The 25,603-nt window shown below is 64.1% G+C and carries 20 protein-coding genes; 12 read left to right on the forward strand and 8 right to left on the reverse strand.

Annotation, left to right across the window (positions count from 1 at the left end; genetic code table 11):
• The first annotated feature begins 39 nt into the window (after positions 1 to 39).
• The 9 genes from QZY67_RS02765 to QZY67_RS02805 all read left to right on the forward strand — a co-directional run bounded on the left by QZY67_RS02765 (position 40) and on the right by QZY67_RS02805 (position 9,532).
• Entirely contained in the window at positions 40 to 1,626 is a 1,587-nt protein-coding gene (locus tag QZY67_RS02765; protein WP_295368430.1) for an MFS transporter, read from the forward strand.
• Between the two features lie 20 nt (positions 1,627 to 1,646).
• Complete coding sequence (uxaC, locus tag QZY67_RS02770; RefSeq protein WP_295368431.1) at positions 1,647 to 3,050, forward strand: glucuronate isomerase; 1,404 nt, start codon at positions 1,647 to 1,649, stop codon at positions 3,048 to 3,050.
• Between the two features lie 15 nt (positions 3,051 to 3,065).
• Positions 3,066 to 4,112 carry a mannonate dehydratase gene (uxuA, locus tag QZY67_RS02775; RefSeq protein ID WP_294532359.1) on the forward strand — a complete coding sequence of 349 codons (1,047 nt, stop codon included), beginning with the start codon at positions 3,066 to 3,068 and terminating at the stop codon, positions 4,110 to 4,112.
• Positions 4,113 to 4,142: 30 nt separating this feature from the next.
• A complete protein-coding gene (locus QZY67_RS02780; protein ID WP_295368432.1) occupies positions 4,143 to 4,988 on the forward strand; it encodes an SDR family oxidoreductase in 846 nt (281 codons plus the stop codon).
• Positions 4,989 to 4,994: 6 nt separating this feature from the next.
• A complete protein-coding gene (locus QZY67_RS02785) occupies positions 4,995 to 6,293 on the forward strand; it encodes an NAD(P)-dependent oxidoreductase (RefSeq protein WP_295368433.1) in 1,299 nt (432 codons plus the stop codon).
• Positions 6,294 to 6,339: 46 nt separating this feature from the next.
• The gene (gene eda / locus QZY67_RS02790) at positions 6,340 to 6,978 is read left to right on the forward strand and encodes a bifunctional 4-hydroxy-2-oxoglutarate aldolase/2-dehydro-3-deoxy-phosphogluconate aldolase (protein ID WP_366448928.1); all 639 of its coding nucleotides are present in this window, start codon (positions 6,340 to 6,342) and stop codon (positions 6,976 to 6,978) included.
• Positions 6,971 to 7,318 (forward strand): VOC family protein, encoded by a 348-nt coding sequence (locus QZY67_RS02795; RefSeq protein WP_295368434.1) that lies wholly within the window; start codon positions 6,971 to 6,973, stop codon positions 7,316 to 7,318. The genes eda and QZY67_RS02795 overlap by 8 nt, the downstream gene beginning before the upstream one ends.
• A gap of 27 nt (positions 7,319 to 7,345) precedes the next feature.
• Positions 7,346 to 8,371: a sugar kinase gene (locus tag QZY67_RS02800; protein ID WP_294532343.1), complete on the forward strand. Its 1,026-nt coding sequence runs from the start codon at positions 7,346 to 7,348 to the stop codon at positions 8,369 to 8,371.
• A 63-nt stretch (positions 8,372 to 8,434) separates the two neighbouring features.
• On the forward strand, positions 8,435 to 9,532 hold the full coding sequence (locus QZY67_RS02805) for a sugar kinase (RefSeq protein ID WP_366448929.1): 1,098 nt from the start codon (positions 8,435 to 8,437) through the stop codon (positions 9,530 to 9,532).
• Positions 9,533 to 9,583: 51 nt separating this feature from the next.
• Here QZY67_RS02805 and QZY67_RS02810 read toward each other — a convergent pair whose 3' ends face one another.
• From QZY67_RS02810 to bilS, 4 genes are all read right to left on the reverse strand, one after another.
• Positions 9,584 to 13,444, reverse strand: a complete 3,861-nt coding sequence (locus QZY67_RS02810; protein WP_295368435.1) for a hypothetical protein — start codon at positions 13,442 to 13,444, stop codon at positions 9,584 to 9,586.
• A gap of 876 nt (positions 13,445 to 14,320) precedes the next feature.
• Positions 14,321 to 14,521, reverse strand: coding sequence for a hypothetical protein (locus QZY67_RS02815; protein WP_294532328.1), 201 nt, complete (start codon positions 14,519 to 14,521; stop codon positions 14,321 to 14,323).
• A gap of 492 nt (positions 14,522 to 15,013) precedes the next feature.
• On the reverse strand, positions 15,014 to 16,165 hold the full coding sequence (locus QZY67_RS02820) for a D-alanyl-D-alanine carboxypeptidase family protein (protein ID WP_295368436.1): 1,152 nt from the start codon (positions 16,163 to 16,165) through the stop codon (positions 15,014 to 15,016).
• A 126-nt stretch (positions 16,166 to 16,291) separates the two neighbouring features.
• Complete coding sequence (gene bilS / locus QZY67_RS02825) at positions 16,292 to 16,810, reverse strand: flavodoxin family protein BilS (RefSeq protein ID WP_295368437.1); 519 nt, start codon at positions 16,808 to 16,810, stop codon at positions 16,292 to 16,294.
• A gap of 169 nt (positions 16,811 to 16,979) precedes the next feature.
• On the opposite strand from bilS, the gene QZY67_RS02830 reads away from it, so the two are divergent.
• A complete protein-coding gene (locus tag QZY67_RS02830) occupies positions 16,980 to 17,354 on the forward strand; it encodes a hypothetical protein (RefSeq protein ID WP_295368438.1) in 375 nt (124 codons plus the stop codon).
• Between the two features lie 292 nt (positions 17,355 to 17,646).
• Here QZY67_RS02830 and QZY67_RS02835 read toward each other — a convergent pair whose 3' ends face one another.
• Both QZY67_RS02835 and QZY67_RS02840 read right to left on the reverse strand, forming a co-directional pair.
• Positions 17,647 to 21,441 (reverse strand): M14 family metallopeptidase, encoded by a 3,795-nt coding sequence (locus tag QZY67_RS02835; protein ID WP_295368439.1) that lies wholly within the window; start codon positions 21,439 to 21,441, stop codon positions 17,647 to 17,649.
• A 285-nt stretch (positions 21,442 to 21,726) separates the two neighbouring features.
• Positions 21,727 to 22,029 carry a Dabb family protein gene (locus QZY67_RS02840; protein WP_295368440.1) on the reverse strand — a complete coding sequence of 101 codons (303 nt, stop codon included), beginning with the start codon at positions 22,027 to 22,029 and terminating at the stop codon, positions 21,727 to 21,729.
• A 247-nt stretch (positions 22,030 to 22,276) separates the two neighbouring features.
• Between QZY67_RS02840 and QZY67_RS02845 the strand changes: the two genes are divergently transcribed.
• The gene (locus QZY67_RS02845) at positions 22,277 to 22,696 is read left to right on the forward strand and encodes a hypothetical protein (protein ID WP_295368441.1); all 420 of its coding nucleotides are present in this window, start codon (positions 22,277 to 22,279) and stop codon (positions 22,694 to 22,696) included.
• Between the two features lie 80 nt (positions 22,697 to 22,776).
• On the opposite strand, the gene QZY67_RS02850 is transcribed toward QZY67_RS02845, so the two are convergent.
• Together QZY67_RS02850 and QZY67_RS11920 are read right to left on the reverse strand one after the other, a co-directional pair.
• On the reverse strand, positions 22,777 to 24,300 hold the full coding sequence (locus tag QZY67_RS02850; protein ID WP_295368442.1) for a hypothetical protein: 1,524 nt from the start codon (positions 24,298 to 24,300) through the stop codon (positions 22,777 to 22,779).
• On the reverse strand, positions 24,297 to 24,566 hold the full coding sequence (locus QZY67_RS11920) for a zinc-ribbon domain-containing protein (RefSeq protein WP_366448930.1): 270 nt from the start codon (positions 24,564 to 24,566) through the stop codon (positions 24,297 to 24,299). Before QZY67_RS11920 ends, QZY67_RS02850 begins: the two co-directional genes overlap by 4 nt.
• Positions 24,567 to 24,667: 101 nt before the next feature.
• Between QZY67_RS11920 and QZY67_RS02855 the strand changes: the two genes are divergently transcribed.
• Complete coding sequence (locus tag QZY67_RS02855; protein WP_295368443.1) at positions 24,668 to 25,579, forward strand: hypothetical protein; 912 nt, start codon at positions 24,668 to 24,670, stop codon at positions 25,577 to 25,579.
• The last annotated feature ends 24 nt before the right edge of the window (positions 25,580 to 25,603 follow it).

Raw genomic sequence — 25,603 nt, forward strand, 5'->3', positions numbered from 1 at the left:
GGGTGGGCAAATCTTAACGAAGAAGGAGCTTGAGCTTTTATGAAACGGGAATCCACGCCTGCTTCTGGACTGAACCGGGCAAAACCCTATCAACTTGTCCTGTTTCCCCTGAACAACGGCGCGACAAATGTGTACTACGTGCTGATACTGTCCTATGTAGCCACCTTCGGCAGCGCCGTACTGGGGCTGGCTGTGGCGTTCGCTTCCATCATGGTAACCGCCATGCGGGTGCTGGACGCCGTTACGGACCCCATCATCGGCGCCCTGATGGACAAGACCAACGGCAAATTCGGCAAATTCCGCCCCTTTATGGTGCTGGGCAGCATTATCATGGGAGCATCGGTGATCTGTCTGTACATGTTCACCCCCTTCGTACCGGACACCATGATGTGGCTGCGCTATGTGCTCTTCGTGGTGTTCTACGCGGTGTGGGCCATCGGCTACGCCTGCCAGACCTCGGTAACCCGTGCGGCCCAGTCGGTGCTGACCAATGATCCCAAGCAGCGCCCCCTGTTCACTGTGTTCAACACGGTGGGCTCCCTGCTGGGCATGGGCGTTATCCAGTTCCTGGGCCCCATCCTGGCCGGGGACGGAATGCTGGGCGACTACAACCGGACCTGGTTTGCCACCATGGCTCCCATCGGCATCGTGGTGTCTGTGGCGCTGACCATTCTGGCCATTATCGGCATCTGGGAGAAGGACCAGCCCAAATACTTCGGCATTGCCGGTGAAAAGACCGAGAAGGTCAAAATCTCCGAGTATGTGGACATCATCAGAAACAACAATCCCATTCAGCGCCTGATGGTGGCCGGCGCGGGGTGCAAGCTGGCCCTGTCCATCGCCACCAATATGAGCGTACTCATTATGCTCTACGGCTGCATGATGGGCAATTACGACAACCTGTACCTGCCCATGATGATCCTGGGCTATGTGTTCGCGGTGCCTTTCTTCGCCCTGACGGTGCGCACCGCCCAGAAGAAGGGACAGAAGGCCTCCCTGATGCGCTATGTGGCCGTAGCCCTGGTGTGCTATGTGGGCGTGCTGGTGCTGCTGCTGCTGTGGAAGCAGGACGACCCGGCTTTCAACTTCTCCATCTTTGAGGGCCAGCTCTTCGAGCCGGGCTTCCGCATCTCCATCAACCTGTACACCGTGCTGTTCATCCTCTTCTTCGGCATCGGCTACGGCGCCTACTACGCCACGGCGGATATGCCCATCCCCATGGTGGCCGACTGCGCCGACTACGAGACCTACCGTTCGGGCAAGTTTGTGCCGGGCATTATGGGTACGCTGTTTGCCCTGGTGGATAAGCTGGTGTCTTCCCTGAGCGCCACGGTGGTGGGCCTGGCGGTGGGCTTCATCGGGCTGGACGTGCTGCCCACCAAGGAGACCCCCTATGTGCCCGGGATGAACGTGGTGGTCATCGTCCTCTTCTGCATCATCCCCATGGTGGCCTGGATTGCGACGCTGATTGCCATGCGGAAGTACTCCCTCACCGGCGAACGGATGAAGGAAATCCAGGCTATCAACGCCGCCCGCAAGGCCGCCATTGATCAGGGCATGTCCCTGGAGGAGGCCATGGAGCGGTACCAGACCATGGATCAGGTACCCGAGCAGCTGAAAAACTGAACGGAAGGGGAGAAAAACAGTTGAAATCCTTTCTGAGCGATGACTTTCTGCTGGACACGGAGACTGCCCGGACTCTGTACCACACCTACGCGGCCCCCATGCCCATCGCGGACTACCACTGCCACATCGACCCCAAGGATATCTGGGAGGACCGGCGCTTTGAGAACATCACCCAGCTCTGGCTGGGGGGCGACCACTACAAGTGGCGGCTCATGCGCTCCAACGGTGTGGAGGAGAAGTATATCACAGGCGACGCCTCCGACTATGAGAAGTTTGAGAAGTTCGCCCAGACCCTGCCCCGGGCCATCGGCAACCCCATGTACCACTGGTGCCACCTGGAGCTGAAGAACTACTTCGGCTACACAGGGGTGCTCAGCGGGGAGACCGCCCGTGAGGTCTGGGAGCTGTGCAACGACAAGCTGCAGAACGACCCGGCCATGAGCGCCCGGGGGCTGATTCTGGGCAGCAACGTGGCCATGGTGGGCACCACCGACGACCCCTGCAGCGATCTGGTGTGGCACGAGAAGCTCTCGGGGGACGACTCCTTCCCTGTGCAGGTGTGCCCCAGCTTCCGGCCCGACCCGGCGGTGAACCTGCACAAGCCCGGCTTTGCCGCCTATCTGGACCAGCTGGAGAAGACCACCGGCCGGACCATCGCCACAGTGGACGACGTGCGCGCCGCCCTCAGCGACCGCATCGCCTTCTTTGACGCCCACGGGTGCCGCTCCGCCGACCACGGCCTGGACTATGTGATGTGCCGCATGGTCAGCGACGAGGCCGCCACTGCGGCCATGAACAAGGCCAGGGCAGGGGAGACCCTCACCCGGGAGGAGGCCGAGGGCTACCAGACCGCGGTGATTCTCCACTGCGCCCGGGAGTACCGGAGGCTGGGCTGGGTGATGCAGCTCCACTTCAGCTGCATGCGCAACCCCAACAGCCGCATGATGGAGCAGCTGGGGCCGGACACCGGCTTTGACTGCATCGCCGTCACCGACAGCTGCGCCGCCACCTACCGCCTCATGGACGCCCTGGAGCGGGAGGGGAACCTGCCCAAGACCGTGCTGTACAGCCTGAACCCGGCGGACAATGAGTGGATCGACACCCTGCTGGGGGCCTTCCAGGGCCCGGAGACGGCGGGGAAGATTCAGCACGGCAGCGCCTGGTGGTTCAACGACCACAAGACCGGCATGACTGAGCAGCTGACCAGCCTGGCCAACCTGAGCGTGCTTGGCAATTTCATCGGCATGCTCACCGACAGCCGCAGCCTCCTCAGCTACGCCCGGCACGAGTATTTCCGCCGGGTGCTGTGCGCCCTGCTGGGCCGCTGGGTGGAGAACGGGGAGTACCCCTGCGACCTGCCCGCCCTGGGCGGACTGGTGCAGGATATCTGCTTTAACAACGCCAAACGCTACTTCAATCTGTAATTAAAGGAGAACACAATGAAGCTTTCGTTTCGCTGGTACGGAGAGAGCGACCCCATCTCTCTGGAATATATCCGCCAGATTCCCGGTATGCGGAGCATTGTCACCGCTGTGTACGATGTCAAGCCCGGCGAGGTCTGGCCCGAGGAGAGCCTGGCGGCCCTGAAGAAGGACTGCGAGGACAACGGCCTGGTGTTTGACGTGGTGGAGTCCATCCCCGTCCATGAGGACATCAAGCTGGGCCGGGGCGACCTGGACCGCCTGCTGGAGGTCTACTGCGAGAACATCCGCCGCTGCGCCAAGTACGGCGTCAAGTGCGTGACCTACAACTTCATGCCCGTCTTTGACTGGACCCGCACCCAGCTGGACCGGAAAGCCCCCGACGGCTCCACCAGCCTGGTGATGTACTGGGAGCAGATGAAGGGCCTGGACCCCCTGAAGGACGATATCCACCTGCCCGGCTGGGACTCCAGCTACACCCAGGACGAGGTCCGCGAGCTTATCTCCGCCTACGGCGAGATCGGCGAGGAGGGCCTGTGGGCCAATCTGGAGCGGTTCCTGAAGAAGGTCATCCCCGTGGCCGAGGAGTGCGGCGTGAAGATGGCCATCCACCCCGACGACCCCCCGTACCCCATCTTCGGCCTGCCCCGCATCATCACCTGCGAGGCCAACCTGGACCGGTTCCTCAAGCTGGTGGATTCCCCCGCCAACTGCCTGTGTCTGTGCACCGGCAGCTTGGGCTGCGCCAGGAGCAACGACGTGGCGGCCATGGTGCGCAAGTACTCCGCCATGGGCCGCATCGCCTTCATGCACATCCGCAACGTGAAGATTATGGAGGACGGCTCCTTTGAGGAGCGGGCCCACCTGTCCAGCTGCGGCAGCCTGGATATGTACCAGATTGTCAACGCCCTGGTGGAGACCGGCTTTGACGGCTATGTCCGGCCCGACCACGGCCGCATGATCTGGGGCGAGACCGGCAAGCCCGGCTACGGCCTGTACGACCGGGCCCTGGGCGCGGCCTACATCAACGGCCTGTTCGAGGCCTGCGAGAAGGCAAGGAAGTAATCTGTTTTTTCTGAAAGAAGGAGCTTTATTATGATCAATCTGCCTCTGAATGTGGATTTTACCGGTAAGGTCGTCGTTGTGACCGGCGCCGGCGGCGTGCTGTGCGGCGAGATGGCCAAGGCCTTCGCCCAGGCGGGCGCCAAGGTGGCCGCCCTGGACCTGAACGAGGACGCGGTGAAGAAGCTGGCCGACGAGTGCAAGGCCGAGGGCTATATCTGCGAGGGCTACAAGGCCAACGTGCTGGAGCCTGAGGCTCTGGAGGCCGTCCACGCCCAGGTGCTCCAGGATCTGGGCCCCTGCGACATCCTCATCAACGGCGCCGGCGGCAACAACCCCCGGGCCACCACCGACAACGAGTACCAGCACGAGGCCAAGGAGGGTCAGAAGACCTTCTTTGACCTGGAGCCCAGCGGCGTGGACTTCGTGTTCAAGCTGAACTTCCAGGGCACCCTGCTGCCCACCCAGGTCTTTGCCAAGGACATGGTGGCCAAGCAGCACGGCTGCATCCTGAATATCTCCTCCATGAACGCCTATATCCCCCTGACCAAGATCCCCGCCTACTCCGGCGCCAAGGCCGCCATCTCCAACTTCACCCAGTGGCTGGCCACCCACTTCGCCGGCAGCGGCATCCGCTGCAACGCCATTGCCCCCGGCTTCCTGGTGTCCAACCAGAACCGGAAGCTCCTCTTCAATGAGGACGGCACCCCCACTCCCCGTACCGCCAAGATCCTGGCGGGTACGCCCATGAACCGGTTCGTGGAGAGCGACGAGCTGCTGGGCGGCGTGTTCTTCCTGTGCGACGACAAGGCTGCCAGCGCCATCACCGGCGTGGTCCTGCCCATCGACGCCGGCTTCGCCGCCTACTCCGGAGTGTAATAAGCTATGGCGCTTCATGTTATGGACGAGGCAGCGCGGTGCCTGGGCTGTAAAAAGCCCAGGTGCCAGGAGGGCTGCCCCATCGGAACCAATATCCCGGAGGTCATCCGCCTGCTGAAGGAAGGCAAGCTGGACGAGGCGGGCTGGATGCTCTTTGAGAACAATCCGCTGACCACCGTCTGCTCCCTGGTGTGCAACCACGAGAGCCAGTGCGAAGGGCACTGCATCCGGGGCATCAAGGAAGCGCCGGTCCACTTCTCCATCATCGAGAACTACATCTCCACCACCTACGCCAACAAGATGGTGAAGGGCCCTGCGCCGTGGAACGGCCGCCGGGCCGCCGTCATCGGCGCCGGCCCCGCCGGCCTGACCATCGCCATCATCCTGGCCCGGTACGGCTACCAGGTGACCATCTTTGATGGCCGGGACAAGATCGGCGGCGTCATGCGGTACGGTATCCCTGACTTCCGCCTGCCCGACGCCGTGCTGGACGACATCGCCTACCGGCACCTGGAGCTCAAGGGCATCAAGTTCCGCCCCAACACCTACATCGGCAACACCCTCACCATCGACGACCTGTTCCGGGACGGCTATGAGAGCGTGTTTGTGGGCGCGGGGCTGTGGCGGCCCAACCGGCTGAACATCAAGGGCGAGAGCCTGGGCCACGTGAGCTACGCCATCAACTATCTGGCCAACCCCGACGCCTTCCATCTGGGAGAGCGGGTGGTGGTCATCGGCACGGGCAACTCCGCCATGGACTGCGCCCGCACCGCCATCCGCAAGGGGGCCCGGCACGTGGTGTGCGTGGCCCGGGGGGACACCATCAGCGCCAGCCAGTACGAGACCAGCTACGCCAGGCTGGAGGGGGTGGATTTCCTCATGGACAAGACCACCCTGGAGATCCGGGACGACGGCGTGGTGCTGGCCGACAATCAGAAGGGGGAGGACGGCTCCGTTGCGCCCAGGGAGGGGACGGAGCAGCTCTACCCCTGCGACAGCGTGATCATCGCCGTCAGCCAGGGGGCGGAGAGCAACCTGGTCCAGACCACCCGGGGCATCGATACCACCGGAAAGGGCCTGCTGGCCGTGGACGAGGACGGCCGCACCAGCCGCCCCGGCGTCTTTGCCGCCGGCGACGCGGTCAACGGCGCCCGCACCGTGGTGGAGGCGGTGGCCAACGGCAAGCGGGTGGCAGAGGCCATGCACGCCTACATGCAGAGCCTGCCCATGCCGGAGCCCGACCGGTACGCGGACGTGCCGGTGGCCCAGGACGCCCAGGTGCTCCAGAACCCCGCCGGGTCGTAGACAAGATTTACTGCTGCTGAAAAGGAGCGTTATCAAGATGAATGCCATGAATGAAGCCATTTCCAACATCGGCGTCGTGCCGGTGATCAAGCTCAACCACCCCGAGCGGGACGCGGTGGCCCTGGCCAATGCCCTATGCGAGGGCGGCGTACCTGTCGCCGAGGTGACCTACCGGGCCGCCGGCGCCGCCACCGCCATCAAGCTGATGAGCCAGGCCAGGCCCGACATGCTGGTGGGCGCGGGCACCGTGCTCACCACCGCGCAGGTGGACGAGGCCGTGGCCGCGGGCGCCAAGTTTATCGTCACCCCCGGCCTGGACGTGGAGATCGTCAAGTACTGCCAGGAGAAGGGCGTGCCCGTCTACCCCGGCTGCACCACCGCCACCGACTACCACACCGCCTACAAGCTGGGCCTGGAGGTGCTCAAGTTCTTCCCCGCCGAGCAGTCCGGCGGCCTGGCCAAGATCAAGGCCCTCAGCGCCCCCTTCCCCATGTTCAAGGTCATGCCCACCGGCGGCATCTCCCTGAAAAACCTGAAGGACTACCTGTCCTGCCCAGTCATTTGCGCCTGCGGCGGCTCCTACATGGTCACCGCCGACCTCATCGACAACCAGAAGTGGGACGAGATTGTCAATCTGTGCAAGGAGTCCGTGGCCATCGTAAAGCAGGTGCGGGGCAATGGCTGAGTATACGCTGGCCCATGTGGGCATCAACGGCGCCAATGCGGAGGAGGCCCGGAAGGCGGCGGAGCTGCTGAGCACCCTGTTCGGCTTCACTGCCAAGGAGGGCAACAGCTCCATCTTTGCCGGCAGCGGCATTGAGGTCATGAAGGAGCCCTACAAGGGCACCCACGGCCACATCGCCATTGGCACCCCCGACGTGGCCGCGGCCCAGGCGGAGCTGGAGGCCAAGGGCTTCACCTTTGACCCCTCCACCGCCAAATACCTCTCCGACGGCACCCTCAACGCCATCTATCTGACCGATGAAATCTGCGGCTTTGCAGTCCACCTGGTGGGCAAGAAGTAAGGCGGCATACAGGAGGAATCCCGACATATGAAAGTTGTTACCTTCGGCGAGCTGATGGTCCGGCTCCAGCCCTACAACTACGAGCGCTTTGTCCAGGCCGACCACCTGGAGTTCAGCTTCGGCGGCGGCGAGGCCAACGTGGCCGTGTCCCTGGCCAATTACGGCGCCGACGCTCTGTTCGTCACCAAGCTGCCCGCCCACGCCATCGGCCAGGCGGCGGTCAACTCCCTGCGCCGGTACGGCGTGGATACCAGCAAGATCGTCCGCGGCGGCAACCGGGTGGGCATCTACTACAACGAGAAGGGCGCTTCCCAGCGGGGCAGCGTGTGCATCTACGACCGGGCCCACTCCGCCATCCAGGAGTCCCAGCCCTCCGACTTCGACTGGGACAGCATCTTTGAGGGCGTGGACTGGTTCCACTTCACCGGCATCACCCCCGCATTGGGCCCCAACCTGGTGGACGCCTGTGAGGACGCCTGCAAGGCCGCCAAGGCCCGGGGCGTGAAGATCTCCTGCGACCTGAACTACCGGGGCAAGCTGTGGACCCGGGACCAGGCCCGGGAGGCCATGACCCGCCTGTGCCAGTACGTGGACGTGTGCATCTCCAACGAGGAGGACGCCAAGGACGTGTTCGGCATCGAGGCCGAGGCCACCGACATCTACGCCGGCGAGATCAACCGGGAGGGCTACAAGTCCGTGGCCAAGCAGCTCGCCGACAAGTTCGGCTTTGAGAAGGTGGCCATCACCCTCCGGGAGTCCCACTCCGCCTTTGACAACGGCTGGAGCGCCATGCTCTACGACGTGGCCTCCGGCGAGTACTGCTTCTCCAAGAAGTACGATCTCCATATCATCGATCGCGTGGGCGGCGGCGACAGCTTCGGCGGCGGCCTCATCTACGCCCTGCTGTCCGGCAAGTCCACCCAGGAGGCGGTGGAGTTCGCCGTGGCGGCCTCCGCGCTCAAGCACTCCATCGAGGGCGACTACAACATGGTCACCGTCGCTGAGGTGGAGAAGCTGGCTGGCGGCGACGGCTCCGGCCGCATCCAGCGCTGAACATCACAAAAACAGGGCCGGCTGCACCAGCAGCCGGCCTTTTTTATCTATGACAGAGAGGAGATGCAGGCTATGATCCACCGCAATCCGCTTCTGAGCCAGCAGGGGGACACAGGGAAGTTCATCACCGTGGGCGAGATTATGCTGCGGCTCACGCCCCCGGACTACGGGAAAATCCGGGTGGCCACCAGCTTTGAGGCCAGCTACGGCGGCAGCGAGGCCAACATCGCCCTGGCCCTGGCCAACCTGGGCATTGACAGCACCTTTTTCAGCGTGGTGCCCAACAACAGCCTGGGCAAGAGCGCGGTGCGCATGCTGCGCAGCAACGACGTCCACTGCACCCCCGTCATCCTCAGCACCCCCCAGGAGACCCCCACTCACCGGCTGGGCACCTACTACCTGGAGACCGGCTACGGCATCCGCCCCAGCAAGGTCACCTATGACCGCAAGCACAGCGCCTTCGCCGAGTACGACTTCCGCCATGTGGATCTGCCCGCCCTGCTGGAGGGCTTTGACTGGCTCCACCTCAGCGGCATTACCCCCGCCCTCAGCCCCTCCTGCGCCCAGCTGGTGCTGGACTGCCTGAAGGCGGGGCGGGAGAAGGGCATGACCATCAGCTTTGACGGCAATTTCCGCAGCACCCTGTGGAGCTGGGAGGAGGCCCGGGACTTTTGCACCAAATGCCTGCCCTATGTGGATGTTCTGCTGGGCATCGAGCCCTACCACCTGTGGAAGGACGAGCACGACCACAGCAAAGGGGACTGGAAGGACGGCGTGCCCCTCCAGCCCAGCCTGGAGCAGCAGACGGCGGTGTTTGAGGCCTTTGTGGCCCGCTATCCCAACCTGAAATGTATTGCCCGCCATGTGCGCTACGCCCACAGCGGCAGCGAGAACAGCCTCAAGGCCTACATGTGGTACCAGGGCCGGACCTATGAGAGCCGCCTCATCACCTTCACCATCCTGGACCGGGTGGGCGGCGGCGACGCCTTTGCCAGCGGCCTCATCTACGCCATGCTGAAGGGCTGGAGCCCGGAGGAGACCGTCAACTTCGCCGTGGCCAGCAGCGTCATCAAGCACACCATCCACGGCGACGGAAATATTACCGACGACGCGGACACCATCCGCGCCATCATGAACCAGAGCTACGACATCAAGAGATAAAAGCGATGAACGCAAACAGGAGGCTCCGGACGGTCAGTCCGGAGCCTCCTGTTACGTTTCAGACAGGATCTCAGCCTCTGTCAGCCGCTCCGCCGCCTGCTGCCACTCCAGGGTGCCCTGGCCCCGGAATAACGTCTGAAATTCAGGCGACACACGGGTAAGGCGGGACAGGCGCTCCCAGTGGAGCCGCAGGCCATCCATGCCCAGGTGGTACCCGGTGGTGTAGTGGACCCGGCTCAGGCCGGCCCAGAGGGCCGCCCGCAGGGCGGCGGGGTCGGTATTGCGGTTCCGGGGGTCCCGGAGCGCGTCGGACAGCTTTTTCTCCAGCCCGGCGGCGGTGGGGATCTGCTGCTGGAAGAAGACACGGATGGCCGACTTCCACGCCTCCACGTCCAGCGGCACAGGCCGGAGGGGCCCGTACTCGGCCAGCAGCATGATGGTGAACAGATCCGGAGCATACCCCGCCTCCCTCCGCAGGCGGGGGCCGCACTGGCAGTCCTCCCACTCCCTGCGGTAGCGGCGCTCCAGCTCCTGCCCCAGAGCGGCCCTGTCCCGGATCGCGCCGTGGACATACAGCTCCGGCGTCTGCCGCTCCAGCAGCTCGTTGAGGAACCGGATGCGGCAGAGCTGGAAGCCCTTTCTCCCGCTGGTGCAGGAGCGGTTGGTGGCCTCCCACAGGAAATCCAGCTCCGCCTGGTTCCAATCCCGGTCCCGGCCTGGTCCGGGCAGGGCCTCTCCCGTCCCGCTCAGCCGCACCTGCCGCCGCAGCAGCAGGTCGGCCAGGCACCGGGCGGAGTAGGGCTGGAGCCCCCGCTGGATCTGGTAGATGCGCAGGTAGAGCTGCCAGGCGTGGAGCGCGTGGGCGCCGTCAAAGAGGGCCTCCCGGGGGATGGGGCTGTGCAGGTCCGGGTTCTGCTGGAAGAAGGCCAGTCCCGGGCTGTTCTCCAGCAGCTCCTGCTGGTTTTCGCAGAAGCAGCCCAGCATGTTCAGCGCCGGGCCGGAGGCCCCCTCGTGAAAGGCGGCGTAGATGCTCAGCAGTTTTGCCGTATAGGAGCACTCCACCAGGAACTTGACCGTCCCGCTGCCCATCCAGTCCCTGGACTGGTAGTGCTCCAGCCGCAGCCTGGCCCGGTCCGCCAGCGCCAGGAGGGCGGGGAGCACCGGGCGGCTCTGGGGCAGAAGCCGCCCCAGCACCGGGTCTGTCTCAGGCCAGTCCGAGCCCCGGGCCGCCAGGGTGTGCAGCGCTGACCAGACCTGATCGGCCAGGGCCCGCTCCTCCGGCGGAACGGCGGTAAGGGCCCGGTCTCCCGGGCTCCGGCCATTCAAGATCTGGGCCACCTGCTCCAGATAGACCTTGGCCAGGCTGTGGTATCCGTCGGAGTTTTTGAACTCCGGGTGGTCCCGGTGGACCCGGATGGCCTTTCGGGCGGCCTCCGCCCCCGGGGAAAACGCCCCCTCCAGCCGAAACTCCCGGGCCTGCTCGCACAGATCCAGCACGACATACTCCACCCCGATCCGGCCGGAACAGGCCCCGTCCATACCGGCGCGGAGGCCGGCGGCCGCGGAGAGCCAGGCCCGCTGCCGGGGCAATCCCACGGCGGCGCACAGCTCGGCGGCCAGCGTGCAGAGCAGATAGCCGGAGAAACCGGCGCAGGGGATGCGCTCCGGGCCGCCCTGGAGAATCTCCCGGACGGCCTCTTCTCCGCCAAACAGCTGGCAGAGGAAGCCGAAGGCCCCCTTCAGCACGGGCCGGGGCAGGTAGTGGGCGGGACAGTCCCAGAAGGGACCCTCCATATCCCCCTGATTTTTTATCGTTTGATGGTACGCGGCAAAAAACAGGTTGGCCAGGTGGAGCATGGCCAGATTGTCCCCCATGGCGTGGTTGACAAAGTGGTAGGCCCACTCCAGGGTATCCGGGTCAAAGCTGCGGTGCAGGACGGCGGCGGCCTGTCCGGCGGCAAGCCCCGCCGCGGTCAGAGCGTCGCCTTGGGTGGAAAGAATCTCCAGTCCGCCCCGCCGGTACTGGGGGAAATAGCGCAGCGCCTGCCGGAAGGCCGGGAAGCTCTGGCCGATGATCCGCTCCACGGCCGCGCTGTCCACCGGCTCGGCGGCAGAGGGCACATAGTAGCTGTCGCACACCCGGTGGGCCAGCATCCGGAAGGCCACGGCGGGCAGGGCAAACAGCAGGAAAAATGCGTCCAGCTCGCTGCGCACGTCATCCCCCGGGCAGCTCTCGCACCAGCGGCAGATCTGGACGCACAGGTAGCGGTAGAAGAGGGCCTCCTGCCCCTGCCCGGCGGGGGCGGGAAGCCATCGGTCCAGGACGCTCTGAAAGACAGGGGCGTGGGCCCCGGCGAGAAAGCGCCGGGTGGAGCCGTACAGGGTGAGAAGGAAGGGGGTGTTCAGGTCCTCACTGTCCTCCGGCTGCTCCTGGCCGCTGCGGCGGAGATAGTCCAGCCGCTGGGCAGGGGCGATGGTCTGAATCCGGCAGGGCACGCCGGCCCGCCACAGATTGGCCACGTCCCGCAGTCCAAGATGCCAGGCGGCGAGCTCCTCGGGGGGCAGCTTGCTGCTGACAATGATCCGCAGGGCGGGGAGCTGGCACAGAGCAACCAGGTCGTCGCACAGGGCCTGAATCCCCTCGGGGGCGGTGATCTCGTCCAGCCCGTCCAGAATGAGCAGTCGGCCCGACAGCGCCGCCTGGTCCGGCAGGGGGATACCCTGGAGCGCCAGCCAGGTGAGCAGTCTGGGCCGCCCGTTTTCCCGCTGAAGGCTGCGCATCGCGTAGGCGGCATACACCCGGCTCAGGGGCACGAAGATGGGCCGGAACTGGGGCGCGTACCGGCCCAGCAGCCGCAAGGAGGTGGTTTTCCCCGCGCCGGACACGGCGCTGTCCCGCTCCCCGCACAGGAGGAACAGCCGGGCGGCGTCCCATCGCTCCAGAATCTGCTCCATGGGTGTGCGGCAGGGACGGCCCTCCCCGGACGGGAGAGCGCGAAAGGTCTGACCCTCCACGGTCACGTCCGGGATCAGCGCCTCGGCGATCTCCTCCATATTCCACTGGAAGACGCCGCCGTCCCCGCTGAAATCCCAGCGGGGCGGGGCGGAGACGGCGCTGGCCGGACCGTCCTGGGCCCCGCCCTCCCCGGCCAGCCAGCGGCCCGCCGGGCTGCCGGGGGCGGGATAGCAGTCCTCGCTCAGCAGGGCCAGGATGAAGAGCAGGCTCAGCTGCCGCAGGGCCCGCTCACGCCCGTGGACCTGCCAGGAGACGGAGGGCCTGCCCAGCTCCCGGCGGACGCCCTGGAACAGTCCGTCGATCTGGAGCGCGGCCGTCCCGTCCAGCTGGAAGCCGCAGCGGGCGCAGCTCTCGTCCAGCCGGTCCCGCACCTGCCCCAGCCTCAGGGCGGGCTGGTCCAGATACTGGGCCAGCAGCCGGTCCAGGTACTCCCTGCACACCTCCTGCCGTCCCGTCTCCCGGTACTGATAACAGCCGTGCTGGAGAATGGACAGCTTATTCTGGACGCTCTTTTTGGTCAGGCCCTTCTCCCCGCGGAGCAGCTGGATGTCAAAGACGGTCCCGCCGAATACCCAGTCCATCAGCACATCCATTCCGGGCGACTTCCCCGCGCCCAGAATGGGAGGCTGGCCGGTACACAGCACCTCCCGCAGGCCCCACAGCGTCACGTGCCGCCGGGGCTCCGGGCCGACCCGGTGCAGCCGCTCCAGGGCCCTCCGGTACTGGCCGAGCTCCTTTTCCAGTTCCTCCGCACCGCCGGGCGGGGCGGAGCGGAGCCTGTCCTCCGTCCTGGCGATCTCTTTTGCCAGGTCAGCCGCCACGTTTTCCTGAAAGGCATCCAGCTTTTTGGCGCTTACCAGCCGTTCCCGCCAGGAACGCTCTCTCTTTCTGGACATGACAACGCACGCTCCTTAAAAGCATCCCGACAGCGTCGGGATGCTCAGTCTGTCGAAAAAGTGGCCTGCGCCACTTTTTCGAGGGAGATGCGCGCAAGATGGACCTCGATTCCGGACGGGAAAGTCGGTCCACCTTGCGCGAGAAGTGTCATTTCCAAGGCGCATGTCCTCGGAAATGACGGATTTTCATTTGATTCCTGCGGCTTCGGCCGCAGGAACGCTTCGGCCGCAGGAACTCTGCGAGGCTTTCCTTCAGGGAAGGTTTTTTAACACGCTCAAGCATCCCGACAGCGTCGGGATGCTTTTCTTCATATCAGCGCGAAAAAACGGGAATCAGAGGGGGAAAAACAAAAGAATCTTTTTGTCGCAATGGCAGGGGAAATAGCTGAATTTAGTGTACCATACAAATTTTTCTTCCGCAATCCCCGGAGAGGGGGGAGGGAGAGGTCCCGGCAGCGTCCCGACGGCTTCCCGGGGCGGCCGGTTGCGGGGTCGAAACATGGGGGGTAAGGTCAAATCAAAGAAAAACGGCAAAGGAGGACGGACCATGTCGAAGGGAGAACTGAGCCATAGAAGGGCGGCCCCGCTCCGCAGCGCAGCCGTGGGCCCCATGGCCGGTGTTGGATATGGCCGGCAGACCTTTGCGGAGCGCGCATACGCTGTTTCCGGGCAGTACTGGGCGGAGCGGCGCGCACAGGCCGGGGCGGACCGGCTGCTCCGGGAGGAGACGCGGCGCCTAATGTCCCGTCCTCTGTCCCGGCCCCGCCCGGCCTGACGGAGCGGCGGCTGTTCTCACAGAAAAAGGGTATGCACCGATGGAGGTGCATACCCTTTTTGCGTTTCCCGCACGGCCATGCCCCTGGGAGCGCTGCGCCGCTATCTTACATCACCCCAGGCCGCGTCGAAAGAGATGGAGACCATTTTTTGGTCGCGCTGGACGCAGTAGATGGGCAGCTGGCGGGTGGTGGCGGATACGCCCACCACAGCGGGGTGATTGACCACATAGAACATGGCGGCGGCTGCCAGCACACAGGCCAAGGCCGCCAGTATTTTGCGCCGGACCAGGAACAGCTTCATGATAAATTCCTCCTCTGATTTCTTATGGTATCTATATATGAGCCGGAGGCGGCCGTCATGTCGCCGGCAGCGCCGACCGGGCGATGGCCGGTGAGATCGAGGTCACGGGCATTGCCTGCGGCGTCACCGGCACCATAATGGACAGCGCTCCCCGCAAGGAGGCCCTGGCCCGATTTGTGCTGGATCAGAAGTAAAAACAACGCGAAAGCGCCCGGACCAAACGTCCGGGCGCTTTCGCATCATCAGAGAAGGCTGTGCGCTGAATCACAAGCCAAAGGAGGGGCCGGAGCGGGGCGGGAGAGGGACCGCGCCGCTCCGGCATAAGATGGGGGAAACAGAATGACTGCACAGCGGATTTTCGTTAGCTAAAGCTAACTATCCGTTGAAAAAATACTACCACATTGATGGGAATATGTCAAGCGGTTTTGCAAAAAAATGTGTCCGCGCCGGAAAAGAGCCGGAACGGACACAAAACGGAGCAATTGGAACAATTTACCCGGCCATAAACAGACGGTCCAGAAAGCGGAGGAAGATGCCGGGTACTGTGAGCCGATCCACCGCCCGCGCGGCCACGATGGGGATGGTCTGAAGCACCTGGCCGTCCACCGTCACCACCATCTCGCCCAGCTTCTGGCCGGCCTCCACCGGGGCTTCCACGTTCTCACACAGGTTGATCTGGGAGGTTACGCTGTTGAGCTGGGCCTTATCCACCAAAATGCGGCTGGACTGAGAAAGCACAGGCTGAACACAGTCCGCCTCGCCCAGAAGCACATCGATGGGGGGCAGGGCCTGGTCGGGGTAGACATCCATCAGCGTATAGTTGGCAAAGCCGTAGTCCAGCAGGGCCCGGGCCGCGTCAAAACGCTCCTGGGAGGTGGGGGACTTGAGCACCACCGCGATGAGCTCCATGCCGCTCCGCTCCGCCGTGGCCGAGAGGCAGTAGAGGGCGGAGTCGGTGGAGCCGGTCTTCAGGCCGGTGGCGCCGTCATAGAAGCGAATGAGCTTGTTGGTGTTGGTGAGCTGAAAGGCGCCGTCCCGCAGAGAGTCCATCCAGATGGTGGTGTACTCCCGGATGGAGGGATGGTTGAGAATCAGCTCCCGGCTCATGAGGGCGATGTCATGGGCGGAGGTCAGGTGCCCGGCGGCGGGCAGGCCGGTGCAGTTGACAAAGGTGGTGTCCGCCATGCCCAGCTCGGCGGCACGCTGGTTCATCAGGGCCACAAAACCCTCCTCGCTGCCCGCCACCAGCTCGGCCAGGGCCACGGCGCCGTCATTGGCGGATACCACGGCCACCGCCTTCAGCAGGTCGCGGACCGTCATCTGCTCCCCTTCCTTCAGCCAGATCTGGCTGCCTCCCATGGAGACCGCGCGGGCCGAGATGGACACCGTCTGGTCCAGGGAGATGCGGCCGCTGTCAATGGCCTCCATCACCAGGAGCAGCGTCATAATTTTTGTCACGCTGGCGGGCTCCAGCTTGTCGTGGGAATTCTGTTCATAGAGAATGGTGCCGGTCTCCTTCTCCATCAGCACTGCCGCGCCGCAGTTGACCGCAGGCGCACCGGATGCAGCCTGGGCGGCGGGGACGGGAAGCGCCAGAAGGGCGGCGGCCAGCACCGCCGCAAGGAGCTTTTTTCTGTGGTTCATATGGCAGTTCCTCCGTGGTTGATTTCTAACACAGAGGATATGGAATTCCGCCCGGTTCTATACAGCGCAGAGAAATTTTGATGAATGGATAAAAAACGCGTTCCCGACAGACGGCCCGGAGCGCGCTCAGCCCTTGGCCTTGGCGGCCATCTCCGCGGCGAAGGCGGACGCGGCGGCCAGGTCCGCCTGGTCGGGGTGGGAGAGGGCGTGGTCAAAGTTGGCCAGGAAGCTGGCAGGCTTCGGGTCATCGGGGTTTTGGGCGGCCATGGCCTCGTACCGGACCCGGACGGCGGCGGGCATCCTTCCCTGGCACATCCAGCCTCCCAGCACGATGTTTCCAGCGGGGAGCAGCGCCTGGGTCCGCTGGAGAATGGCGTCGAAATAGGCCTGACTGCCGCCGAAGCCGGCGGTGCCGAAGAGGGCCACCTGCTTGCCGCTCAGCTTGGCAAACAGCGCCTGCATGGCCGGGGGGCAGACGCCCTTGTCCGTCCAGAAGCCCAGAAAGAGCACCTCCTCCTCGGGGACGGCGGTGTCCGGTCCCACGGCCTCCAGCCGGGCCTCGCCGGCGGGAAGCGCGGCATAAATGGACCGGGCCACCTGTTCGGTGTTGCCGGTGCCGCTGGAATACAAAACTGCGTAACGCATGTACACACATCCTTTCAGGAGACAAAAGCGGAATGAAACGGCCGGAAGCGCTCCGGCAGAAGGAGCATACCACGTCTTGCCGCCCTTGTCGAGGGGGAGAAGGGATGTTATAATATGGTCTGCTATCAAAACGCGGGGCCGTGCAGCGGCCCATAAGGAGGCGCGCGGGATGGAAGGGATGTTTCTGCCGGTCCTGTCTCACTTTCAGAATGAGAATATCTGGATTGCCAGCGACGGCAAGCTGCGCTATCAGGTGACACCCACCACTGTGGCCGGTGAAGACGGAGCAGAGGAGCAGGTGCTGACGGCCGAGATCTGGGAGGGACCCTGGAGCCGGGAGTTCTCCGTCATCGAGTCGGTGGAGCAGTTCCCCATGAGCGGCGGCGGCATTGAGAAGCTGCGGGCCTGGCTGGGCCTGAAGAGCGGGGAGATCAACGCCCGGCCGGACAAGAGCCTGGAGGAGAACATGGCCCGCCGGGAGGCGGCCGTCCAGGCCAGAAAGGCCGCTGAGGCCGCCAAACAGGCGGAAGGGGAGAAAAGCTGACCTAATTTCTGGTTAAAACTGTAAAAAACCGCGCCTGTCAAAACGACAGGCGCGGTTCAGCTTGTCGAAAAACCTCCCAGAAGGGGAAGCCTCGCAGAGTTCCGTCATCCGCAGATGACGGAATCAAATGAAAATCCGTCATTTTCGGGGACATGCGCCTCTTTGCCGACAATTTCATCAGAAATCGAGGCAAAAATTTCATGAAGCTCCTTCGAAAAAGTGGCGGAAGCCACTTTTTCGAAAGCCTGAACCGCGCCTATCAAAACGACAGGCGCGGTTTTTGTTATGGCGTTCAGGCCTCCGCGGCGGCGAAGAGACCGGCGGCCCGGAGAACCAGGACAGCCAGCTCAGCCCGGGTGGCGGTGGCCTTGGGGGAGAGGGTGTCTCCCGTGCCGGTACCGGCGACCAGGCCGGCCTCCACGGCCCAGGCCATGGCGTCGGCGGCATAGCCGGAGACGTCGGACGCGTCGGCGTAGGCGCTCAGATCGGCCCTGCCGCTCACGTCCAGCCCCAGAGAGGCGGCGTAGTTGTACAGCATGACCACGGCCTGCTCCCGGGTGAGGGCGGCAGTGGGGTAGAAGGCGCCGCTGCTGCCCTGGACCACGCCGGCGGAGGCGGCCCAGTTGACTGCGTCGGCGAACCAGACGCCGTCGGCCACGTCGGAGAAGCCGGCGGACTCAGCCTCGGGAGAGCCGGCCAGCCGGTAGAGGACCATGGCCAGGGCGCTGCGGTCGGTGGTGCTCAGGGGGAGGAAGGCGCCCTTGCCGTTGCCCTGGAGCAGATCCTGGGCGGTGGCGCTGCCCACGGCCTCGGCGTACCAGTCAGAGGACTCCACGTCGGTATATCTGGCGGCGGCCAGGGCCTTGGCGTTGTCGCCGCTGTCGGCGCTGCCGGTGCAGATGCCACCCAGCAGGCTGGCAAAGGCGGTGTTGCTGATGAAGTTGAACTCATCCCGCTGGTGGACCTTGTTGGTCAGGGTATTGGCGAAGAGGACCAGGTTCAGGCCGCCGCCGTGGTACTCGATGGCCTGGACAGAGTTGTTGAGGAAGTCGGCATAGTGCGCGCCGGTGCTGGGCAGGAAGCCCTCCAGCAGCTCCCGGGAGCCGTCCAGCTGCACCAGCACCTGGGCGCCGTCGGGGATGGCGGAGAAGTATCCGGCGCCGTAGCCGTAGAGCACGTCGTCGCCCTCGGCCACATAGCTGGCGGTCACCAGGCTGTCGGCGGGGTAGGTCACATAGGCCAGGGCGTCCATGGCGGAACGGTCCACGGTCTCCCGGACCAGCTCGCCCTCGGCAAAGAGGGACACGGCGGAGCGCATGGCGTTGGAGCCGTAGCCGATATAGGGGGTACCGGCCTTGACGGCGGCCAGGGCCTGGTCGTCCAGGGCGGCGGCGCCGATGATGAGGTCGGCCTCAGCGGCGTTGTCGGTGACGGTGAAGCCCAGCAGCTCCATGGACTGCCGGTCGTAGTTGTACTGGGCGGCTCCGCTGACCAGGGTGCTCTTGACAAAGCCGGTCTCATTGTCGGCGGGCTTGCCGGAGATGTAGATCACAGGGGCCTTGGTGATGGTCAGGGACAAAGGGGCCTCTGCGGCGGCCACGCCCTTGCCGGTGAGCAGGTAGGTCTGGGAGACGGACTGCCAGTCGGCGTAGTCGCACAGGAAGGAGCCCTTGTCCTCGCCGGTGAGGATCATGGCCACGGTCTTGCCCGCCCGGAGCAGGTCGTTGACGGCGCTGGTGGAGTCCTCGGAGGCATTGGACAGGATGACCTTTTCACCGGTGACGCCGGTGAAGGAGGAGGACACATCCCAGCTGTCGGACACAGAGCAGGCGGCGGCGATGGCCTCATAGGCGGCGGGCTCGGCGCAGGTGATCATATCAAAGCCGCGGGTGTGGTTGAAGGCGGTGATGCCCTCGGAGTAGAGGACGGGCCACTCGGTGATGACAGTGCCGTCGTACAGCACGCCGTTGGCCACGCTCCGCTTGGCCTGATACATGGAGACCACGGCGGTGCCGGCGGGATACTCCACTCCGCCGTAGGAGAAGGCCTCGTCGGCCACCATCACGTCCACGCCGTTGCGGGTGAGATAGGTGAGCATTTCATCGGCGGCCTGGAGGTTGCTCTGATTGGCGCCGTCCAGGGGGATGATGTAGCACTCGGGATAGAAGTTGCCGTTCTGGCCCTCGCCGTCGTACTCGGGGCGGAACAGATCGGCCTCGGCGCCCTCCACGTCGTACTGGTCGGCGAACCACTGGCCCACCAGCTCGTAGGCGTCGGAGTTGGCGTTGGTCACGCCCCGCTCAAAGATTTTGGTCTGGCAGAGCAGGTAGCTCTCCTTGTTCTGGGCGATGTAGTCGCTCTGGCCCAGCTGGCCGTAGGCCAGGGCGGTGACCATATAGTCGTCGTAGGCGGGGACCTCCACGGTGTAGGACACCGTGCCGTGGAGCATGGCGTACTGGGGGGTATAGCTGGTGGACATGTCGTCCCAGGGGTCGTACCACTGGGTCTGATAGCTGCCGTCGGCGTTGACCTCGCCGGTGTAGCTCAGGTAGTCCCGCTGGGGGGTCACATAGCTGTTGTGGCCGCCGTTATTGGCCACGGCGGCAATGCCCAGGGCCTCGCCGCCGGTCATCAGGTGCTCGGCCAGCAGGTCGTACTCAAAGTTTGGCTCGTGAGGGGGATCGCAGGGCTCGCACTGGAAGGTCTCCACCCGGCCGTGGAACTCGGCGAAGCTGACAGGGTTCCACTCCGCGATGAGGGCGGTCATGTTCTGGGTCTCGGCCTGGGTCTGGAAGGAGTTGTCCCGGTTCAGGTCGAAGCCGCCGGAGGAGGTACGGGTCAGGTAAGTGCGGCCCTCCACGTTCTCCTCGGGCACCAGAATGAAGAACACGTCGCTGAGGAGGTCGTCCACATTGACGGTCTCGGTCTCGATGGTGTAGTACTTCTCCAGGTCCACCACGGTGGACACGTCGGCGGTGGTGCCGTCGGCGTTCTTACCCTTGATGTAGCCCAGGTAGGTGGCGGTGTCGGCCACCAGGTCGGGCACGGCCACGGAGCCGGCCTCCCCCTCGGGGCCCATCTGGGCGGCCAGCTCGGCCTCGCCCTCGGCGGTGAAGCCGGTGAGCCTGTCGTAGTCGATGGCGCCGTCGCCGGCGGCGGCGTTGAGGAGCATCCAGGCAAAGGCGGTGACGCCGTCGCTGGCGGCCACCTCGTTGGCGTGGACGTTGGAGTACATCACGGGCACCTGGTAGTCGCCCAGGGTACCGTTCTCAATCTTGGCGATGAGGGCGGAGGGGTCATTCTCGGCCTCCTCCTTAATCTCCTGCCACTTCTCCACGGCGGCCTTGTCCCTGGCCACGATGAGGTAGGGCATGTCCAGGCTCTCCAGCCCGTTGTCGCCCTGGCTCATGCCCATGGAGAACTTCTCCACGTACAGGTCGGTGTTCTCAGCGGCAAAGGCTACCATCTCGTCCAGTTCGGCATAGAGCTCGTCCATGGTGTGGAACTGGTCGTAGGGGGCAATCTTCACGCCCACGGAACCCAGGGTCTCCCCGTCGGCCTGAGCGGTCAGATTGAAGTAGCCGCACACGTCCATATAGTAGCCGCCGTTGGTGTGAGGCACGCTGAAGTCGTCCAGGAAGTAGCAGCTGTTGGCAAAGGTCAGGGTCACGTACACCTGGCCGTCCGCCTCCTCGGCGGAGGCGCTCAGGTCGGTGAAGAAGGGGGTCTCCCCGTCCTTGCACATCCAGGTGCTCAGGGCGCCGCCCTCAGTCTGGTTGGGGAACAGGGTGTCGTCCAGGTAGTCCTGGGTCTCGTCGGGCACCAGGGACCACACAGCCTCAGCGGCGGCGGCCTGGGCCTGGTCCAGGGTCATGTCCACCGGGAGCATGACCTTGAAGGTCCGCTCGGCGGTGAGGGAGATGGCGTTCTCTCCGCCGTCCTCCGTGGTGTTGACAAAGCTGGCGGCAGGGGCGGCGGTGGTCTCCGCCTCCGCGGCAGCGGCGGGCACAGAGACCAGCGACAGGCACATGGCCAGCGCCAGAATCAGAGACAGCCACTTGTTGGGGGTGTGGGTACTGCTTTTCATTTGCTTCACCTTTCCTTCTCTCAAATTGCAGGCACACAGAATAAAAATACGGAATACTCACAATTATGTGAATAATTATGAAAGAATAATACCACTGAGAAGGAAATGTGTCAACTGTCCAAAATAGTAAAAAATATATAAAAAATATAGTATAATATAGAAATATTTTAGACAAAAAAGAAACAAAGCGTGAAAAGAGGGCGGAGAGAAAGGGCGAAAACAGATAAAAAGAGGAACAGAAAAGGCGCCCTGTCAAAAAACAGGGCGCCTTTTGCGCCGGAATATTCAGAAAGCAAAATCTACGGCCACCCGCTGCTCGACGACCTTTTTGATGTAGTCCACCACCTCCAGATGTGCGGGGTGGTTGGCATAGGCGGAGAGGGTGGCGGTATTGTCGGTCTCCACGATAAGGGCCAGGTCGAAGTTGCCCTGGATGGAGCCGATGTCAATGCCGATCTCCATGCGCTTGACCTCAGGGATGACCCCAACCAGGGCCAGCAGGCGCTGCCGGACCAAGGCACAGTTCTCGGCCCGGGACTTGCCCTCGGCCTCGTCCTTGAACTTCCATACGACAATATGCTTGAGCATGGGAAAACCTCCTCTGTAAAGTCACCGGAGCCGCCGGGCGGGCAGGCAGACAAAAATCCGGGGAGAAACGCCGCTGTGTTTCCACCAGAATGACCGTTGCGCCGGACGTCTCGTTATATTATAATGCCTACGGTGCAGAGGGGCAAGCCCGGAGTGAGGCGGTCGCCTCTGCATGCCGGCAGAATCCGGCGCAGACGCGGACCCTGCGGCACTCTTCCTGAAAGAAGGAAAAAGCATGGAATATCGGATGAATCGAAGTCTGAGGACCTCTTACCTCCTGGCGGGCGCGGTGTTTGTGGCGGCGGCGGTGCTGCTGTGGGTGTGCAGCGCTCTGGAGCTGACAGGGGACGACAGCCTGCGGCTCCTGTGCCGCATCGGCGCCGTGGTGGTGGCGGTGCTGGGGGCGGCATCTCTGCTGCGGCCCGTCCGGGCCAGGGTCCGGCTGGAGGATGACGACACCCTCCTCTGCTGCGAGGGCTACGGCCCCGCCAGACGGATTCCCATGGGGGATATCGCCCGGGTGGACCTGCTGGGCGGCCGCCGGATGGCCATCTTCCTCAAGAACGGCAGGCGGGTAAACCTGGAGTTCCTCTTTGAGGGACGGGAGATCTTTCTGGCTGAGCTGCGGTCCAGAGGGATCCCGGCGGAGACCCCGGCCAGGCGATAAGAGAATCAGAATAGACGCGGAGCGCCGCGCCCCTCAGGGGCGCGGCGCTCCGTTTTTTTTGCACGGTGGAAAGGCGGCAGTCAGTATGCAGGGTTTATACCTGTTGTCAGGAGGGTGAGGGTGCCGTCGGGGGAGACGGTACAGAGGTATGTGACGGCTCCGCTGCCCAGCCTGAGGAGGGTCTGGTCGCCTGCCTGTGTGAGATAGACAGTGAAGTAGCTGTCCATCGGTATGAACAGATCCAGCGGTATGGGCGCACCCACGCCGTCGGAGAGAAAGAGCTGGGCCCTGTCATCTGAGGAGGAGGCGAAGCAGACTATGTTGGCGGAGGTGACCACGGCGAATTCATTGCCCTGGGTCAGAAACACCGGCTCGCCGCCGGCCCGGAGGGCGTAATAGTCGCGCGCATTCTCCGGGATGGCGGGGAGGGTGTAGAGCAGGAGGGACAGGTCGGGGGAGGCGCCCAGCAGGGAGAGTATATGCCCCTGGGCCAGCACCTGGGACACCGGGTCGCCCCACAGATCGTCAAAGCGGTAGAGCACGTTCGCTTCACTGCGGCCGGTGGTCTGGACCACAAGGCTGTTTCCGTCCTGAGAGACATAGGCCGCGGAGGGGATAGTGCTCTCCGGGAACACAGGCGAGGCAGCCGCCTCACGGTCCATCAGCCAGAGCCCCTGGTCGGTGTCCAGGACCTTTTCCAGAAGGGTGGATACGTTGTACTGAGAGATAGCGAGGGGGCTGTCCGTGACATAGGTGGTGCGGATCTCAGCATAGGAGGGGGCGCAGAGGGCGTTCAGCGCGAAGGACCCGATCCGATGGGGCTCCTCCCCTTCCCGGTAGAACCAGGTGGAAGCGCCGCTGTCATCCTCCGTGACATAGAGAAGCTGGGTGCCGTCCTGGTTGAAGAGCGGGCTCGCCGAGAGGGAGAGGCAATCGGTGATCTGGGTGCTCTCTCCGCCCTTCCAGGCGTACAGGTGGCAACTGCCGCTGCGCATAGAGACGTAGTACACAGTGCCGCTGTCGGTGACCAGGAGGGGAGAGATGTCATCCGCGGGCAGGCCCTGGGACTGGCCGCCGTCCAGGGAGAGGTAATAGTAGCGGGGCCCGGAGTCGGGGATGAGCGCCGTCTCCCACACAAGGGACTTGCCGCCGTAAGAGAGAAGGGCAGAGTAGGCGGCATCCTCCACCGCTGTCACCGGCGGGGCGTCTCCCTGCTGAAAATGGAGCCGGTGCTCCCCGTCCACCCAGACGGCGGTGCTCCCGTCGCAGGAGAGAGAGCAGCTCTGCGCCTGCTGCGCAAGCATGGCGCAGCTCTTGGAATCGGCCCGGTAGAGGTCGCCCTCGGCGTCCACCAGGAGGAGCACGGGCTCATCCTCATCCAGGAAGGAGGCAGAGACAGAGCGGAGGCCGGCGCTCTCCGCCGGAAGGGTCAGCAACCGCTCTGTACCGCTCCACAGCTCCAGCTGGGTGGCATCCTCATTTAACAGCAGGGAAAAGAACCAATCGGTGTACAGACCAAAGGAGGGGTCCAGCTGGGGCGGGCGGGTGAGGAAGAAGGTCAGCGCGCCTGCCGCCGCAGCCAGCACCAGCACTGCCGGAATCACAAACCGGGGCAGCCGCCGCTTTGGGCGAGGCGGGGAGGGGAAGGCTCCGGAGAGGGAGACGCAGGGGAAGCATCCTCCCGGGCGGGGAGGGCCGCGCCGCAGCGGCCGCAGAAGCGGTCGTCAGGGCCGTAGGGGAAGCCGCAGTTGGGACAGAACACGGAACATCGCCTCCAGAACGTCGGAAGTGACAGAATATACTGCCATGAAATCCATCCTAGCACACCGGCGGAGCAATGGCAAGAAGAGAAAAGAAAAAGGAGCGGCACTGGCCCCAAAGGTATGGAAATGGGTGACAGAGGGGAGAAAACGTGCTATACTGTCCACAGCTGCGCGTATGCCGCGTATCGGAAAGAAAGGACAATGCACAATGAAATGGATGAAACGTACGGCCGCCCTGGGGGCCGCCGCCCTGCTGGCGCTGTCTCTCGCGGCCTGCTCCGGCGGGAACGCCGATGAGACGGTAGCCGCCGCGCTGGAGAAGGTGAAGAGCGCCTCCAGTCTGGACGCTGTGATTGAGATTGCGGCGGAGTACACCTCCGAGGATCAGGACCTGTCCGTTACCAACCGGATGAATCTGACCACCTTCCAGGAGCCGCTGAAGATTAAGGCGGAGGTGGCGCTGGACATGGCCAGCGGCGAGGATACCTTCAATCAGACCATCACCATGTACGCCCAGAGGGAGGGGGAGGAGCTGGTGCAGTACGCCACCGACGGCAGCTACTGGGCCAAGCAGACCACCACCCAGGAGGTGCTGGACACCTATAATGCCGGGGATACGCTCTCCGACTACCTGGCCGGAGCCTCCGGCTTCAGAAACAGCGGCACGGAAACCGTCAATGACGCCCAGGCGGTGAAGTACACCGGTTCCCTCAGCGGCAAGCCCCTGGTGGATATCCTGGAGGCAAACGGCTATCTGGAGTCCATCTCCTCCATGTCCGAGGACCAGCAGAGCAAGATCAAGGCCGATCTGGAGGGCATGCCCGCCGCTGAGATCGCCGTATGGGTGGACCAGGCGGGCTACCTGGTGAAGATGGAGATGGATATGCTGAAGGTTATTGACAACATGGAGGCCAGCATCGACGAGACCCTGGGCCACCCCGGCACCACCGACGAGGAGGCGGCCAGCGAGCTGGTGAGCTCGGTGATCCGCATGACCTGCGCCAATTTTGACGCGGCCACGGAGTTTGAGATTCCCGCCGAGGCGCTGGAGGCGGAGGACCTGACGGCGGCCGGCCAGGACGGCAGTGCTGGCGAGAGCGGCGAGACTGCCGTGGAGTAAACAGAATACATATTAAATATAGGA

It is taken from the genome of uncultured Pseudoflavonifractor sp., from assembly GCA_904419835.1.
Lineage (GTDB): Bacteria > Bacillota > Clostridia > Oscillospirales > Oscillospiraceae > Pseudoflavonifractor.

Bases quoted from the DNA above. Each gene is read 5' to 3' on its own strand.
- QZY67_RS02765 (WP_295368430.1), top strand. From the start codon at position 40: ATGAAACGGGAATCCACGCCTGCTTCTGGACTGAACCGGGCAAAACCC.
- uxuA (WP_294532359.1), top strand. From the start codon at position 3,066: ATGAAGCTTTCGTTTCGCTGGTACGGAGAGAGCGACCCCATCTCTCTG.
- QZY67_RS02780 (WP_295368432.1), top strand. From the start codon at position 4,143: ATGATCAATCTGCCTCTGAATGTGGATTTTACCGGTAAGGTCGTCGTT.
- QZY67_RS02785 (WP_295368433.1), top strand. From the start codon at position 4,995: ATGGCGCTTCATGTTATGGACGAGGCAGCGCGGTGCCTGGGCTGTAAA.
- eda (WP_366448928.1), top strand. From the start codon at position 6,340: ATGAATGAAGCCATTTCCAACATCGGCGTCGTGCCGGTGATCAAGCTC.
- QZY67_RS02795 (WP_295368434.1), top strand. From the start codon at position 6,971: ATGGCTGAGTATACGCTGGCCCATGTGGGCATCAACGGCGCCAATGCG.
- QZY67_RS02800 (WP_294532343.1), top strand. From the start codon at position 7,346: ATGAAAGTTGTTACCTTCGGCGAGCTGATGGTCCGGCTCCAGCCCTAC.
- QZY67_RS02805 (WP_366448929.1), top strand. From the start codon at position 8,435: ATGCAGGCTATGATCCACCGCAATCCGCTTCTGAGCCAGCAGGGGGAC.
- QZY67_RS02810 (WP_295368435.1), bottom strand. From the start codon at position 13,444: ATGTCCAGAAAGAGAGAGCGTTCCTGGCGGGAACGGCTGGTAAGCGCC.
- QZY67_RS02815 (WP_294532328.1), bottom strand. From the start codon at position 14,521: ATGAAGCTGTTCCTGGTCCGGCGCAAAATACTGGCGGCCTTGGCCTGT.
- QZY67_RS02820 (WP_295368436.1), bottom strand. From the start codon at position 16,165: ATGAACCACAGAAAAAAGCTCCTTGCGGCGGTGCTGGCCGCCGCCCTT.
- bilS (WP_295368437.1), bottom strand. From the start codon at position 16,810: ATGCGTTACGCAGTTTTGTATTCCAGCGGCACCGGCAACACCGAACAG.
- QZY67_RS02830 (WP_295368438.1), top strand. From the start codon at position 16,980: ATGGAAGGGATGTTTCTGCCGGTCCTGTCTCACTTTCAGAATGAGAAT.
- QZY67_RS02835 (WP_295368439.1), bottom strand. From the start codon at position 21,441: ATGAAAAGCAGTACCCACACCCCCAACAAGTGGCTGTCTCTGATTCTG.
- QZY67_RS02840 (WP_295368440.1), bottom strand. From the start codon at position 22,029: ATGCTCAAGCATATTGTCGTATGGAAGTTCAAGGACGAGGCCGAGGGC.
- QZY67_RS02845 (WP_295368441.1), top strand. From the start codon at position 22,277: ATGAATCGAAGTCTGAGGACCTCTTACCTCCTGGCGGGCGCGGTGTTT.
- QZY67_RS02855 (WP_295368443.1), top strand. From the start codon at position 24,668: ATGAAATGGATGAAACGTACGGCCGCCCTGGGGGCCGCCGCCCTGCTG.